Genomic DNA, 14,006 nt, shown 5'->3' on the forward strand with positions numbered 1-14,006 from the left:
AAAAGGGCAGAAAAGCAAAAAGGCGGCACGCGCCGCCTTTGTGACCACACGCCAGCCGATTAGAGGGTATCGGCATCCAGCATGCCATAGCGAATGGCCAGATGGGTCAGTTCCACGTCACCGTTGATCCCCAGCTTGCTGAACAGCCGATAGCGGTAGCTGTTGACCGTCTTCGGGCTCAGGTTGAGCTGCTCGGAGATATCAGTCACCTTCTGCCCCTTGGTGATCATCATCATGATCTGCAGCTCGCGCTCGGAAAGGGACTTGAAGGGATTCTCGTCAGCGGAGGCAAATTGGCTGAGGGCCATCTGCTGGGCAATCTCCGGGGAGATGTAGCGCTGACCGGAGTGCACCAGCCGGATCGCCTGGATCATCTCGTCGGGAGCAGCCCCCTTGGTCAGGTAACCGGCGGCGCCTGCCTGCATCACCTTGGTGGGGAACGGATTTTCTGAATGAATGGTCAGCACTATGATGCGCACATCGGGGCGGATCCGCAGAATTTTGCGGGTCGCTTCCAGACCACCAATACCCGGCATGTTCATGTCCATCAGGATCACGTCCGGATGGTGTTGGCGACAGAACGTAACTGCTGTCTCGCCGCTCTGTGCTTCGCCCACCACCTTGATCCCGCGCACATCTTCAAGAATGCGTCTTATCCCTGTACGCACCAGCTCATGATCATCGACCAGGAATACATTTATCACCCAAACACCCCGTTTTATCTCGTTTTAGCCGCCCGGTTAGGGTTAACAGGGCGTCTTGCATCATAACCAAACTCGTCGCTTTGGCAAACCATGCACGCCAAAAGTTTGAGAAAACCCATGTTTAGCGTTTAAAATCAAATAATTATATAAATTTTCAAAACAAAAAACGGTGCCTTGCGACACCGTTTTTCATGACGTTAGTGCTGTAGCCATCAGTTGGCCAAAAAGGCGCGCACCTTCTCCAGATCGGCCTGGGTATCGACACCAACCGGTGGCGCTTCGAGCGCCTGCGCCACGTGGATCTTCTCCCCGTACCAGAGCACCCGCAGCTGCTCCAGCGCCTCGACCTGCTCCAGCACGCTTGGCGCCCAGTCTACATAACGCTGAATGAAGCCAGCGCGATAGGCATAGATACCGATATGACGCTGGTAGTGGTCACCAATCTGCTCATGGCTCTTGGCAAAGCGATCCCGATCCCAGGGGATGGTGGCACGACTGAAGTAGAGGGCGTAGCCATCCTTGTCAGTCACCACTTTCACTGCGTTCGGGTTGAACGCCTCTTCCGCATCCTTGATCGGCACCGACAAGGTCGCCATCGGCGCCGTGGCAGCGGCCAGATTGTCCGCCACCTGACGAATGATGGCGGGCGGAATGAGCGGCTCATCCCCCTGCACATTGACGATGATGGTATCGGCGGCAAAGCCGTAATGACGGCACACCTCGGCCAGACGCTCGGTGCCGGACTGGTGATCCGGTGAGGTCATGCACACCTCGACGCCGGTGCTCAACAATGCCTGCTGTACCCGGGCATCGTCAGTGGCGACGATCACCCGATCGGCACCCGATTGCAGGGCTTTCTCCACCACGTGCTGCACCATGGGCTTGCCATGGATATCCGCCAGCGGCTTGCCCGGCAGACGGGTTGACGCATAGCGGGCAGGAATAACGACAACGAAACTCATGACGGCAACTCATCGCTATTGAGCGGACGGGCACGATTCTCCAGCAGCACCGGGATCCCCTCCTCCAGCGGATAGGCCAGCTTGTCGAAGCGGCAGACCAACTCATGAACTGCTTTGTTGTAATGCAGCTTACCCTTGCAGACCGGGCAGGCGATGATGTCGAGCAACTTGATGTCCAAAGCCAAAACGATACTCCTTCAACGATGTCGCGCTGGCGGCTTCATCACGCCAGCGATGGATGTCGAGCAACCAGATATTCCATACGGGACCGCTATTGGTCCACTTCTCCCTCGCTCAGGCAAGGGAGATTAATCTTGCGCCTTGGTCGCACCCTTTGCCTTCGCCCCCAGCTTGTGCAGCAGGGCATCGAGCAGGGAGGCGGGCAACTCGGCACTGACCGGCAGATACCACCAGTTATCGAGGGCAAACGAGCGGCATTTGACCGCATCCTTCTCGGTCATCAGCAGCGGCTTGCTGGCAAAGCGAGCCACCAGCTCATCCCGATCGAAGGGGTGATGATCGCCGTAGGCGGCCTGCTGATCCAGCTGATAGCCGAGCCCTTCGAGGGTGGCAAAGAAGCGGGGCGGATGACCAATCCCCGCCAGCGCATCGACCTGCCCCGACAAGGGGGCAGGCAACGGCGCATCGTCGCGCACCCGGCGCGGGGTGTCGGCGACCAGTTGCATGGGGTACTCCCCCTTGCCCGGCTCGGCGCCGTTGCAGATGATGGCGTCCACCCGTTTTAGACGAGTGACCGGCTCGCGCAGCGGCCCCATAGGCAGCAAGCAGGCGTTGCCGAAACGGCGCGCTCCGTCCACCACCACCAGCTCGATGTCGCGGGCCAGCGCATAGTGCTGCAGACCATCGTCAGTGATGATGATATCCACCTCACCGCTCTGCTCCAGCAGTCGTACCGCGTCGGCCCGTTTCAGGGCAACCACCACGGGGCAGCCGCAGCGCCGGGCAATCAGCACCGGCTCATCTCCAGCCTGCGCCGTGGTGCTGGTCTCATCCAGCCGATAGGGGTAATGGGGCGCCTTGCCACCATAACCACGGCTCACCACCCCGGGGCGATAGCCGCGAGCTTGCAACTGCTCCACCAGCCAGACCACCACCGGCGTCTTGCCGTTGCCCCCCACCGAAATATTACCCACCACGATCACCGGCAAGGAGGAGCGATACCCCTTGCGCCAGCCGTGACGATAGGCGTAGCGGCGGGTGCCGCTGATGATGGCAAACAGCAGGGCAAAGGGGGCCAGCAACCAGCGCCAGCCACTTTTGCGATACCAGAGCCGTTCCAGCATCAGGCCTTGCTTCCCGCGTTGCCAAACTGAATAGCGCGCAGCTGGGCATAGGTGCCGCGCTGTTCCATCAATGCTTCGTGGTTCCCGCGCTCGACGATATGACCTTCGTCGATCACCAGGATCTCGTCCGCCTTCTCGATGGTGGAGAGACGGTGGGCGATCACCAGCGAGGTACGCGCCTTGCAAAGCTCGTCGATAGCCGCCTGAATGTGGCGCTCGGACTCGGTATCGAGGGCCGAGGTGGCCTCATCCAGCAGCAGAACCGGCGCATCGCGCAGCAGGGCGCGGGCAATGGCAACACGTTGACGCTGGCCGCCGGAGAGGGATGCACCGTTCTCGCCAACCACAGTGTCATACCCGTTGCTCATCTTGCTGACGAACTCGTCGGCATGAGCGATACGGGCGGCCTGCACGATCTGGTCGCGGCTGTATTTGTCTTCTGCAGCGTAGGCGATGTTGTTGGCCACCGAGTCATTGAACAGATGAACATGCTGGGAGACCAGCGCGTACTGCTTGCGCAGCTCGCTCAACTTGTATTCGCGGATGTTGATGCCGTCCAGCAGGATCTCGCCCTGATCGATGTCGTAGAAGCGGGTCAGCAGGCTGGCAATGGTACTCTTGCCAGAGCCGGAACGGCCCACCAGCGCCACCGATTTACCCGCCTCCACCTTGAAGCTGACGTTGTGCAGCGCCGGGGTGTCCTTGGTCGGGTAGGTGAAAGTGACGTTGCGAAACTCGATCTCGCCGCGAGCACGCTCCAGAGTGCGGGTGCCGGTATCCTGCTCCGGCTCGGTGTCGAGCAGGCCAAACAGGCTGTGGCAGGCTGTGATGGCCCGCTGGAACTGGTTGTTGACGTCGGTCAGGCTTTTCAGCGGCTTGAGCAGCATCATCATGGAGGTGATCATGACGGTAAACGTACCGGCAGTCAGCTCGCTGCGCACACTATCGATGGTAGCTACATAGAGGAAGGCAGCCAGCGCGATGGAGGCCACCATCTGCACCACCGGGCTGCCGATGGCATCAGCCGCGACCATCTTCATGGTTTGCTGGCGCATGTTGTTGCTGACCTGGAAGAAGCGTTTCTCTTCCACCTTCTGGCCACCAAACATCAGCACCTCTTTGTGCCCTTTGAGCATCTGCTCGGTGGAGGTGGTGATATCTCCCACCGCCTGCTGGATGTGACGGCTGATCTGGCGGAAACGACGGCTGATAAGGCCGATGATGACCCCCACCAGCGGGCCAACCACCAAAAAGATCACCGACAGCTGCCAGGAGTGCCAGAACATCAGGCCGAGCAGGCCGACCACGGTCGCCCCTTCCCGCACCAGGGTCACCAGCGTGGTGCTCGCCGCCGAGGAGACCTGACTGGCGTCATAGGTCACCTTGGAGAGCAAATGACCGGTGTTCTGACGGTCAAAGAAGCTCATCGGCATCGCCACCATGTGATTGAACACCTGCTGTTGCAGACGCATCACGACGTGGTTGCCAACCCAGGCCATGCAGTAGTTGGAGAGAAAGTTGGCGACACCGCGCAGGGCCACGATGCCGAGGACGAAGAAAGGCATCCATTTCAAAACGGTGCTGTCGTTGCCATTGATGCCCTGATCGATCAGCGGCTTGATGGAGTAGACAAAGGTGGTATCCACGGCGGCGTAGCCCAGCATCCCGATGATGCCACCGACCAGGCCCAGCTTGCGATCACGGACATAACCGAGCAGGCGTTTGAATACTGGCCAGCTCTCTTGTGAGGTTTCTTGTTGCATGAATAGCCGTTAGTAATGGAAATGACGGGCTATTCTAGCCAAAGCGCAGGCTGACACCAAGCGCCGCCACCTATATCGCATTCCTACACGGCAGAAATGGCGGATTATTGCTCAAACCACACTCGCGGTCGCCACCACTCACCACTGCGCCGGTACCAAGGCCCCAGATCTCGCTCGGCGGTGACGCTCAAGCCCTCTTCGGTGGGTTCGACCAGCATCGCCCCTTGCTGACCGGTGATCCACTGGCGGGCATCCCGATAGCGGGCCACTACATCGGGACGGGGAAAGCCCCACTGATTCATAAAACCGGCGCTGTGGATCACCTCCTGCGCCGCTACCGCCGCGACAAACGGGGGCGTGGAGGAGGTGCGGCTGCCATGATGGGGGCTCACCAACAAGGTGCTGGCCATCCCCTCTCCCTCCAGCGCCACCAGTCGCAGCTCGGCCTGCCGCTCGATATCGGCGCTCAGCAGCACGCTGCGCTGCCCATCGCTGATACGCACCACGCAGCCATCGTTATTGCGCCCGCCACCGGGGCGCTCGGGCCAGAGCACTGCAAACGAGAGCCCCTGCCAGCGCCACTGTTGCCCACGCTGGCAGAGCGTTGTTCCCTCACTGAAGGAATAAGAGGATAGCTCGCTGCGCACCGGCATGGCGCCGAGCAGTCGCTTGCGATTGCCGGCATGGTCACGATCCTTGTGGCTGATGATGAGGCGATCGATCACCCGGATCCCCAGATGGCTCAGCTGGGGCAGGATCACCGCATCCGCCATGTTGTAGCCGCCGGGATAGCGATCGCCGGTGTCATAAAGGATGGCGCGATCCCCCTTGCTGATGAGCACTGCCAACCCCTGCCCCACATCGAGCACCCGCAGCTGCCAGCGCGGCGCAGCCGGCCAGAGAAAAAGCGTCAGGGCCAGCAGCCCCGGCAGCAAGAGCCAGCGGGCCGCCCGCCATTGCCAGCAGAACCAGAGCAACAGCAAGAGCGTACTCACCGGCAGCCACCAGCCGGGCAGTGGCCACCACAGTTGCAGTTGATCGGAAAGCCAGCTCAGGATCGTCAGCACCCACCCGAGCCCCAAATCCGCCAGCCAGAACAGGAGATAGGCGAGCAAGGTGGATAGCGGCGCCAGCAGCACACCGATCAGGGCCAGCGGAATGATGGCGATACAAAAGAGCGGCACCGCCAACAGGTTGATCACCATGGCGAGGGGGGCTATCCCCTCGAACAACGCCAGTTGCAGCGGCAGCAGACCGAGCAGCAGCCAGAGCTGGATCTGCCAGAGCCCCGGTTTGTCATGGTGATATCCCACCAGCAGCAAGATGGCCACCGCCAGGAACGAGAGCCAGAAACCGGCCGAATAGAGGGCGAAGGGATCCCAGAGGGTCAATACCACAAAGGCCCACAACCAGATGCGCCAGGCCGGCCACTCTCGCCGGCTCCAGCGCAACACGCTCCACACCAGCACCATGATCAGGGCCCGCTCGGTGGCCACCGCAAATCCGGCCAACGCGCTGTAGACGGCGGCAAAGAGCAGGGAGGTGATGATGGCGCCGCGCAGGCCAAACAGCCTGCCCAGCCACCACCCGAGCACCGCCACCAGCGCAATATGCTGCCCTGAAATGGCGATGATATGGGTCAGGCCGCTGCCGCGAAACAGCTCCCACTGGGCATCCGTAATGCCGCTCTGCACGCCAAAAGTGAGCGCCGCCAGCAAGGGGGCATCATCAAGTGGGCGCCAACTCTCGGTCGCCGCGCCCAACCAGCGTTCGCGCCACCCCGCAGGTGCCTGTTGAATATCTATCACCCGACGCAAATTGCCGGTGGCGGTGATCCCCTTGCCCAGCAGCAGACGCCGCCCATCCAGCCCCGCCTCGTTGGCAAGACCGTGAGCCGATTTCAACGAGGTCACCAGAGTGATCCGGCTACCTACTGTCATGGCGGGCAATGCCTGATAGGCATTGACCCGGATCAGGGGCTCAGGTGTCACCGGTTGCTCGTCGAGGGTGCTCACCCGCAGCAGCAGCCGGACAAATTTATCCCCCTCGGGCTCTGCACTTTGCAGCTGTGCGGTTATCATGTGGCTCGTCTGATCGCCCAACCGCTCCAGCCAGGCCAGCCGATAGGCAAGATTGGCCTGCATCCAGAGGATGCCGAGCAGGAGAAACAGCCACCGCCAAGCACGGCAACATGCAAGGGGGATCAGCAGGGACAGCAACAGGCCCCCCCATGCGAGTGAAGGTAACCATGGCCAGAGCAGTGAGGAGCTTGCCCCTAGGGCAAACGACAACAGACGCAGATCCATGGAGAAAGTATTTAGCAAGGTTTCAATATGCCCAAACGACTCATTAAACGCTGGATGCCCGATCAGCAAACCCTGAAAGAACACAAGCACCTGCGGCTGTTCGGCAAACTGCTGCTCGATGCCAACCTCTGGCACCTCAACCGTCGCTCGGCCGCCGGGGCATTTGCGGTGGGCCTCTTTATGGCCTGGGTGCCGCTCCCCTGCCAGATGCTACTGGCCGCCGGTGGCGCCATCCTGTGCCGGGTCAATCTGCCGCTCTCGGTGGCGCTGGTCTGGCTCTCCAACCCCTTTACCATGCCGCCCCTGCTCTATGGCGCCTATCTGGTGGGCTGCCAGCTCATGGGACATTCCGCGCAGCAGATAGAGATTGAGTTCACCTGGGAGTGGCTGGTCTCGGTACTGGGCACAGTGGCGCCGCCCCTGCTTCTGGGCTCGCTGATCCTGGCCCTGCTCAGTTCTCTCATCGGCTACACCCTGATCCGAACCTTCTGGCGGTTCAGCACGGTGCGCCAGTGGAAAAAACGCAAGATGGCCCGCCCATGCTGAGTCGCTGGTTTGCCCGCTTGAAGCTAGATCCCGATACCCTGCGCCAGCAGAAGTGGTTTGCCCTGTTTGGTGAGCGATTGCTTGCCCCAGCCCTCTGGCAAGGGGGCACTCGCGCCCTGAGTGGCGCGGTGGCAGCCGGGATCTTCGCCTGCTGGTTTCCCATACCGATGCACTCGCTCATCGCAGTCGGTCTGGCGCTGGCATTCAGTCTCAACCTGCCGCTGGCACTGCTGGCGGTCTGGTTCAACAATCCGCTGACCCTGCCGTTCATGTACCTCTACGCCTATCGCACCGGGTGTCTGCTACTGCACCAGACGCCGGAGCCCTTCCACCTCAGCTGGACCCTCCACTGGCTGGAGCAGGAGGCGGCCACCCTGGTGCCTCCCTTCCTGCTCGGCAGCCTGCTGCTGGCGGTACTCACCGCCCTGAGTGGCGGCGCCCTGACCGCGCTGCTGCTGCAACTGCGCAAGCTGTGGCAAGGCGCCCGCTGAACAGCTCACCCGGCTGGATCAAAAAAGCCCGTCACTGGCGTGACGGGCTTTTCCTATAGTGCGGTTAACGGCTGGCGTTACAGCACCTTGGCGATCGCCTCGCACAGAGGGTCGATATTGGCGCGGGTAATACCGGCTACGCTGATCCGGCCGGAGCCGACGATGTAGATGGCAAATTCGCTCTTGAGGCGCTCCACCTGATCCTTGGTGAGACCGGAGAAAGAGAACATGCCGTTCTGCTCGCGGATAAAGCTGAAATCCTGGCTCACGCCGAGGGCCGCCAGCTTCTCTACCAGCAGTTCACGCATCTCGCGAATACGCACCCGCATGGCAGCCACTTCTTCGACCCACTCGGCATAGAGAGCCGGATCGCTCACCACGGCGGTGACCACAGCGGCGCCATGTGACGGCGGGTTGGAGTAGTTGGCACGGATCACGGTCTTGACCTGAGTGAAGGCCACGTCGGCGATCTCCTTGGTCGCGCTGACCAGAGTGAAGGCGCCGACCCGCTCGTTGTAGAGGCCGAAGTTCTTGGAGAAAGAGCTCGCCACCAGCAGCTCGTCATGGCACTCGGCGAAGATACGCAGGCCTTCGGCATCCTCTTCGATACCACGGGCAAAACCCTGATAGGCGAAGTCAAACAACGGCAACCAACCGGCGGCAGCACTCTGCTTGGCCAGCGCGCGCCACTGATCGCTAGTGGGGTCGATACCGGTCGGGTTGTGGCAGCAACCATGCAGCAGCACCAGCTCACCCGGCTGCACTTCGGCCAGCGAGGCCTGCATGGCGGCAAAGTCGAGTCCCTTGGTGGCGGCGTCGTAGTACTTGTACCACTTGACGGTCAGGCCCGCGGCCTGGAACACGCTGACGTGGTTGGCCCAGGTGGGATCGGATATCCAGATTGTCTTGGCCAGACCGTTGCGCACCACAAATTCGGCCGCGATACGCAGGGCACCGGTACCGCCCGGCGCTTGCGCGGTCTTGGCACGGCCGCTGGCAACCAGCGCAGAGTGCTGCCCGAACAGCAGTTGCTGTACGATGCGGCCATATTCGATATTGCCTTCAATACCGAGGTAGTTCTTGGTCTTCTCGTCAGTCAGCAGCTTCTGCTCGGCTTTCTTGACGCAGTGAAGAATGGGGGTAGCACCGGACTCGTCCTTGTAGATCCCTACGCCCAGATTGATCTTGTGGCTGCGAGAGTCAGCGCGGAAGGCTTCGGTCAGGCCCAGGATCGGATCCGCTGGGGCGGCAACAACCTTTTCAAACATGGTATTCCCTGTATTCCGTTGAGTTCGTTGGGTGGCAAAGCGGCTTGATAAACAAAAGCGCTCATCTGGCGAGCGCTTCGTCAACTCTTTATATCACCGCGTTCAATGAGGGAAAACCGCTTTTTGGCTCGCTTTCAGACCAATTTCAACCAACGGCATGCCACGCTGGCGCCAGTGCGCACACCTCGGCCGACAAGCCACCATTGGACTCAACCAAACCGCTACAAACTGCTAACAATGACTTGGGGATCCGGCTCGGCTCCCAGTGCCTTGCCTCAGTCAAAGGTTGGGCATACGCACTGAGAATGGGGGCCAGATCACGGGGCAGCCACCAGCTGGCCGGACGGCCCAAGCGCTGGGCCAACGCCTGCAGCCGATCCACCCCGGCAGGGTCGAGGGCGGTGAGATGACTCCACAACACATTGGGGGGCAAGGCGGCAACTAGCTGCTGCAAGGCTAGAGGAGCCGATGGAGGGGCCCACACCAGCAAGGTGCCAGCATCAAGGGGCATCTCGGCAAAGGCACCGACGCTGTCGGTGGTGATCACCCGCTCGATACTCCCCTCCCCCCACAGGATCTTGCCAAGCCGCGCCAGGGTGCGCTCGGGCAGCGCCACCTCCCCCAGCGCCTGCAACCAGGGGGCTGCGTCGATCAGGGTGCCGCCGCTGAAAAAGAGGCTGAACGGCTGGGCGGCGCGCAAGCGCAACAGCTGATCGGCACAGAGCCGGATCCCCTTGTCCTCGAAATCGATCTGCTCGTTGGGGGTGAAGTTCACCTCGCTCTTGCGATAGAGCGCCGCCAGCACCCGTTCGTTGACCTGCTCCCCCAATTGCCAGCCCTGAGCATGCAACCACTCCTCGGGCTCGGGGGGTGCGGTGGCGATCTCGGCCAGCATCAGCTCGCGGGTGAGATAGCGCCGCCCGGCCGGGGTAAGCTCATAGCTGTGGCTGCCATAGGCGAGCAGCAGCTGGTTATCCTTGAGCAGCCCCACCAGCGGTTGCCACTGGCGGCCACGGATCACCACTGGTGAGTGACTCAGCAACTGCTGCGCCAGCGCCCGCCATTCGGGGTGACTAAAGTCGATCAATTACAATCCATCCCTGCCAGTGCTCAATCAGATAAACAAACAGCCTGAAAAGGTACCGTTACAGGCCGATGACGCCAAGCCTCCCGCGCCAATTACGTGACCTCGCTCCCTGCAATATTCCCCAAACAGAAGAGCCCACCGTGGGGTGGGCTCTTCCTTGGATAACACTCGACGCTTATTCGACGTTGAGGCGCAGCTCGGCGTCGTGCCAGCCCAGTGGCAGGGTCAGCAGCTGATCGATCAGCTCCCGGCGATCGGATTTCTCCAGATAGGCGAGATAGAGCGGGCGGCTCAGCGGCTGGCCCCCCTCCACCAGATGGAGCGCCCCCTTCTCGAGGAAGGGGCTGACCATGCGCCGTGGCAGGTAGGCAGCACCACCGTTGGCCAGCACGAACTGCAACGCCATGCTGGCAGAGCTGGAGTGCAGCACCGGGGTCTTTTGCAGGCTCTGCAAACGGCTGGGTTGCGGCTCGAAGCTGGTGCCCCAGTCGAGGTGGATGTGCGGCATCTGCATCAGGTTGTCGGCATTGGCGGCCGGATCCCGGCTCACCAGCTCGAACACCAGCTCACCGATGGGATGCAGGGCAATCTCGTCGATCTTGGTGGGCTCGGAGAGCAGGGCCAGATCGAGGGAGCGCTCCAGCAACTGGCGGCAGAGGTGCTCGCGGGAGGCTGTTTCCAGCCGCACCGCCAAACCGGGCGCCAGCGCATAGATGTGATTGAGCCAGTCGTTGAAATCGAGCTCCCAGAACACAGCGGGCGCGCCGATAGCCAACTGCTGGCTGAATCCTGGCGAGAGCGCAACATCCTGCTTGGCCCGACCAAGGGTGTGCAAGATGGCGTCTGCGTAGGGCAGCAGACGCTCACCGGAGGCGGTCAGGCGGATGTTGTTGCGATGACGGGCAAACAGACTGACACCCAGTTGCTGCTCTAGCTGGCGGATCCGGAAACTCACCGCCGACTGGGTCAGGTAGAGATTTTCAGCAGCCCGGCCAAAATGCCGGGTCTTGCTCACCTCGATAAAGGTCCGAAGCAGCTCGGTATCCATTAATCGATGGACTCGTCACTGCCACCACCGCTGCCACCACCGACATCAAAGCTGCCGCCACCGCTGCTCTCTTCGCTGGCGCCGCCAACGACGGTGCAGAGGCGATGAACGCGCTTGGGACCGATCACCTTGAGGTATTTGAACCACACCTTGGCATGGGGGTTGGCACCGGCTTCGCCGGATTTGACCTGCTCGACGAAGGCTGACTCGACATCGTCACGGGGTGCAAGGTTGCCCTGGTAGAGTGCCAGCATGGCGGTACCATACTTTTCCAGACTGTCCGCTTCGGCCACAGTGAATTCGCCACTGCGACGCAGGCCACGGGGAAAATGTTTGAAGTCGTTGAAACGCTTGTCTGATTCGAAGCTCATAGTGCTCTTTTTTCTGGTTAGTTTGACCTTTGCGGGCAAGTATCATCAGGCCATCGCCGAGTGCAAAATCAATTTTCTCACTATGTTAATAAATATCTTTTATCGAAGTCACTTTGCCCCATCGTTGACGCCGATTTTGTGGCATAACACACAAAAAACGTTGATAAATAATAAACTTATGTAAACGTGCAGCCAATTTGCACGTCACTTTTTGGACTGTGCAGGCATAAATAAAGCGCCATACGGCGCTTTATTTATCACATCAGGTGAACCAGCTGAACCTTTGGTTCAAACATGCTTACTCAATCATGGCCGGTTGGGCCAGGTTGTCGGCACGCCACAGACGGTAGCGCACTTCATACTCCTGCGGCACGTAGATCACGAACGGCAGTTTTGAGTTGTAGTTCACGAAGAAGCCCTGACCGTAGATCTGGACGAAGGTCTCTTTCTGCTGGTTATCCGGGCACATCATCAGGGTGCTGATGGGGTCGGAGACTTTGCCCAGTTTCAGGTAGTTGTAGCCCCAGCCTTTGACGCTGTGCTGTTCCAGGTTGCCTGCAAAACGCGGTACGTTGCAATCAACCATCATCTTTTTGCCGACCTGCAGCTCGACCATCATGTCGGCTTCTTTCTCGACTTCAGGCAGGCGGATCACCACACGTTCCTGATTCACGTCAGCGGCTGGGAACATGCTGATATCAAATTTTTTCGGCTCGGCGGCGAAGGCATGGCCACCCAGCAACAAGGCGCCCAGCAGGCTAAAACGCAATACGGTTTTCATCTGTACCTCATGGGGTTGGTTCAACGCCGCTAGACTAACCGCTCTGCCGATTTCATGCCAGCGATCTGCTACGTAAAAACTGCGTAAAATGATGCAGATCCGGCACACCATGACGTGATCTGGCTATTTTCTGACAGGGCGCACACCCCCGTTACGGGAACCTGAAACAAAAAGCGAGGCCAATTGGCCTCGCGTTGCATTCAAATGGCGCCAGAGTGCTATTTGGCCGCCTCTTGATGGGCCTTGATGACGGCCACCGCCTTGTCAGGGAAGTCACTGAACACCCCATCCACATCAGCCTGATAGAGGAAGATGTTAAGGAGATCGGTAAAGTCCTTGGCATAGGCCGGGATCTGCCCCTCATCCTGACGGAAGGTATAGGGGTGAACTTTCAGGCCCGCCGCGTGGGCTTCTTTTACCATGCCGGTGAAGACCGGTTTGCCCAAAGTGCCCGGCTCGGTGACGATCATCGGCTTCCACGGGCCAATCCCTTCGGCATAGCTGGCGATGGTTTTCATCGCTCCCGGCTTGAACATCCAGTCATAGTTGTAGGGGGTCGCCTTGCCCTTGGCGTCGTAAACCATGGTCTCGTTCCAGTCGGTCTCGGCCATCAGTTGCACCAGTTTCAGATCCATACCCATGGCGGGCATCAGTTCGCTGTTGATGCGCTTGAGTTCATCGGCATCGAAGCACTGCAGATAGACCTTGTCATCCTTCCCGGTGTAGCCGTACTCCTTGAGCACCTTCAGCACCGCCTTGGAGATATCCTTGCCTTCGTGACGGAACAGCCAGGGCGCCTTGATCTCCGGGTAGATGCCGATGTTCTTGCCGGTGCTCTTGTTGAGCCCCTGGATCATCTCGATCTCCTCCTGGAAGGTGTGGATCTTGAAGTCTGACTTCCAGAGCGGGAAGCGGGCCGGATAGACCGGCACCTGCTTGCCATCCACCAGCTGGAACGGCTCGGTCATGCGCAGGGAACGCACCTCGTCCAGGGTGAAATCCACCACATAGTAACGACCGTCCGGACGGGCACGGCCGGGGAAGCGCGCCGCCACATCGGTGATGCCATCGAGGAAGTGATCGTGCATCACCACCAGCTGGTCATCCTTGGTCATCACCAGATCCTGCTCCAGATAGTCGGCCCCCATGCCATAGGCCAGCGCCTTGGACTCCAGGGTATGCTCGGGCAGGTAGCCGGAAGCGCCACGGTGGGCGATCACCACCTTGCCTTCATCGGCAGCCAACACGGGTAATGAGAGGGAGGCCCCAAGGCTCAAGGCGATGAGGGAAACGGCGAGTTTTTTCATATGTGATGCTCTTTATTATTGTGTGTAGGTAATTGTTCTATCAGAGGTTTGTTGCATATTTACGGTGG

General features: G+C 60.2%; 14 protein-coding genes. 2 read left to right on the plus strand and 12 right to left on the minus strand.

Features of this window, described 5'->3' with window-relative positions; genetic code table 11:
* Positions 1-59: 59 nt before the first annotated feature.
* The 6 genes from uvrY to I6L46_RS09105 form a co-directional block, all read right to left on the minus strand.
* Positions 60-704 carry a UvrY/SirA/GacA family response regulator transcription factor gene (uvrY, locus tag I6L46_RS09080; RefSeq protein ID WP_005337448.1) on the minus strand — a complete coding sequence of 215 codons (645 nt, stop codon included), beginning with the start codon at positions 702-704 and terminating at the stop codon, positions 60-62.
* Positions 705-916: 212 nt separating this feature from the next.
* Complete coding sequence (kdsB, locus tag I6L46_RS09085) at positions 917-1,666, minus strand: 3-deoxy-manno-octulosonate cytidylyltransferase (RefSeq protein WP_216977928.1); 750 nt, start codon at positions 1,664-1,666, stop codon at positions 917-919.
* A complete protein-coding gene (locus I6L46_RS09090; RefSeq protein WP_005347033.1) occupies positions 1,663-1,851 on the minus strand; it encodes a Trm112 family protein in 189 nt (62 codons plus the stop codon). Before I6L46_RS09090 ends, kdsB begins: the two co-directional genes overlap by 4 nt.
* Before the next feature lie 123 nt (positions 1,852-1,974).
* Entirely contained in the window at positions 1,975-2,970 is a 996-nt protein-coding gene (gene lpxK, locus I6L46_RS09095; protein WP_216977929.1) for a tetraacyldisaccharide 4'-kinase, read from the minus strand.
* Positions 2,970-4,733, minus strand: a complete 1,764-nt coding sequence (gene msbA / locus I6L46_RS09100; protein WP_075115539.1) for a lipid A ABC transporter ATP-binding protein/permease MsbA — start codon at positions 4,731-4,733, stop codon at positions 2,970-2,972. Before msbA ends, lpxK begins: the two co-directional genes overlap by 1 nt.
* A 104-nt stretch (positions 4,734-4,837) precedes the next feature.
* Positions 4,838-7,039 carry a DNA internalization-related competence protein ComEC/Rec2 gene (locus tag I6L46_RS09105; protein WP_216977930.1) on the minus strand — a complete coding sequence of 734 codons (2,202 nt, stop codon included), beginning with the start codon at positions 7,037-7,039 and terminating at the stop codon, positions 4,838-4,840.
* 27 nt (positions 7,040-7,066) lie between these two features.
* On the opposite strand from I6L46_RS09105, the gene I6L46_RS09110 reads away from it, so the two are divergent.
* Together I6L46_RS09110 and I6L46_RS09115 are read left to right on the plus strand one after the other, a co-directional pair.
* A complete protein-coding gene (locus tag I6L46_RS09110) occupies positions 7,067-7,585 on the plus strand; it encodes a DUF2062 domain-containing protein (RefSeq protein ID WP_216977931.1) in 519 nt (172 codons plus the stop codon).
* Positions 7,579-8,076, plus strand: coding sequence for a DUF2062 domain-containing protein (locus I6L46_RS09115; protein ID WP_216978034.1), 498 nt, complete (start codon positions 7,579-7,581; stop codon positions 8,074-8,076). The genes I6L46_RS09110 and I6L46_RS09115 overlap by 7 nt, the downstream gene beginning before the upstream one ends.
* Positions 8,077-8,153: 77 nt before the next feature.
* Here the strand turns inward: I6L46_RS09115 and I6L46_RS09120 are convergent, their stop codons facing one another.
* From I6L46_RS09120 to glpQ, 6 genes are all read right to left on the minus strand, one after another.
* Entirely contained in the window at positions 8,154-9,344 is a 1,191-nt protein-coding gene (locus tag I6L46_RS09120) for an amino acid aminotransferase (RefSeq protein ID WP_005350888.1), read from the minus strand.
* 145 nt (positions 9,345-9,489) lie between these two features.
* Complete coding sequence (locus I6L46_RS09125; RefSeq protein ID WP_216977932.1) at positions 9,490-10,431, minus strand: hypothetical protein; 942 nt, start codon at positions 10,429-10,431, stop codon at positions 9,490-9,492.
* A 175-nt stretch (positions 10,432-10,606) separates the two neighbouring features.
* On the minus strand, positions 10,607-11,479 hold the full coding sequence (gene hdfR / locus I6L46_RS09130) for an HTH-type transcriptional regulator HdfR (RefSeq protein ID WP_005337525.1): 873 nt from the start codon (positions 11,477-11,479) through the stop codon (positions 10,607-10,609).
* Complete coding sequence (locus I6L46_RS09135) at positions 11,479-11,850, minus strand: DUF413 domain-containing protein (RefSeq protein ID WP_005350885.1); 372 nt, start codon at positions 11,848-11,850, stop codon at positions 11,479-11,481. Before I6L46_RS09135 ends, hdfR begins: the two co-directional genes overlap by 1 nt.
* Positions 11,851-12,148: 298 nt before the next feature.
* The gene (gene eco, locus I6L46_RS09140) at positions 12,149-12,631 is read right to left on the minus strand and encodes a serine protease inhibitor ecotin (RefSeq protein ID WP_005337529.1); all 483 of its coding nucleotides are present in this window, start codon (positions 12,629-12,631) and stop codon (positions 12,149-12,151) included.
* A 218-nt stretch (positions 12,632-12,849) separates the two neighbouring features.
* Complete coding sequence (gene glpQ / locus I6L46_RS09145; RefSeq protein WP_005337531.1) at positions 12,850-13,938, minus strand: glycerophosphodiester phosphodiesterase; 1,089 nt, start codon at positions 13,936-13,938, stop codon at positions 12,850-12,852.
* Positions 13,939-14,006: the final 68 nt, after the last annotated feature.

This window comes from Aeromonas sp. FDAARGOS 1416, assembly GCF_019048085.1.
Taxonomy (GTDB): domain Bacteria; phylum Pseudomonadota; class Gammaproteobacteria; order Enterobacterales; family Aeromonadaceae; genus Aeromonas; species Aeromonas veronii.

Bases quoted from the DNA above. Each gene is read 5' to 3' on its own strand.
- kdsB (WP_216977928.1), bottom strand. From the start codon at position 1,666: ATGAGTTTCGTTGTCGTTATTCCTGCCCGCTATGCGTCAACCCGTCTG.
- lpxK (WP_216977929.1), bottom strand. From the start codon at position 2,970: ATGCTGGAACGGCTCTGGTATCGCAAAAGTGGCTGGCGCTGGTTGCTG.
- msbA (WP_075115539.1), bottom strand. From the start codon at position 4,733: ATGCAACAAGAAACCTCACAAGAGAGCTGGCCAGTATTCAAACGCCTG.
- I6L46_RS09105 (WP_216977930.1), bottom strand. From the start codon at position 7,039: ATGGATCTGCGTCTGTTGTCGTTTGCCCTAGGGGCAAGCTCCTCACTG.
- I6L46_RS09110 (WP_216977931.1), top strand. From the start codon at position 7,067: ATGCCCAAACGACTCATTAAACGCTGGATGCCCGATCAGCAAACCCTG.
- I6L46_RS09115 (WP_216978034.1), top strand. From the start codon at position 7,579: ATGCTGAGTCGCTGGTTTGCCCGCTTGAAGCTAGATCCCGATACCCTG.
- I6L46_RS09120 (WP_005350888.1), bottom strand. From the start codon at position 9,344: ATGTTTGAAAAGGTTGTTGCCGCCCCAGCGGATCCGATCCTGGGCCTG.
- hdfR (WP_005337525.1), bottom strand. From the start codon at position 11,479: ATGGATACCGAGCTGCTTCGGACCTTTATCGAGGTGAGCAAGACCCGG.
- I6L46_RS09135 (WP_005350885.1), bottom strand. From the start codon at position 11,850: ATGAGCTTCGAATCAGACAAGCGTTTCAACGACTTCAAACATTTTCCC.
- eco (WP_005337529.1), bottom strand. From the start codon at position 12,631: ATGAAAACCGTATTGCGTTTTAGCCTGCTGGGCGCCTTGTTGCTGGGT.
- glpQ (WP_005337531.1), bottom strand. From the start codon at position 13,938: ATGAAAAAACTCGCCGTTTCCCTCATCGCCTTGAGCCTTGGGGCCTCC.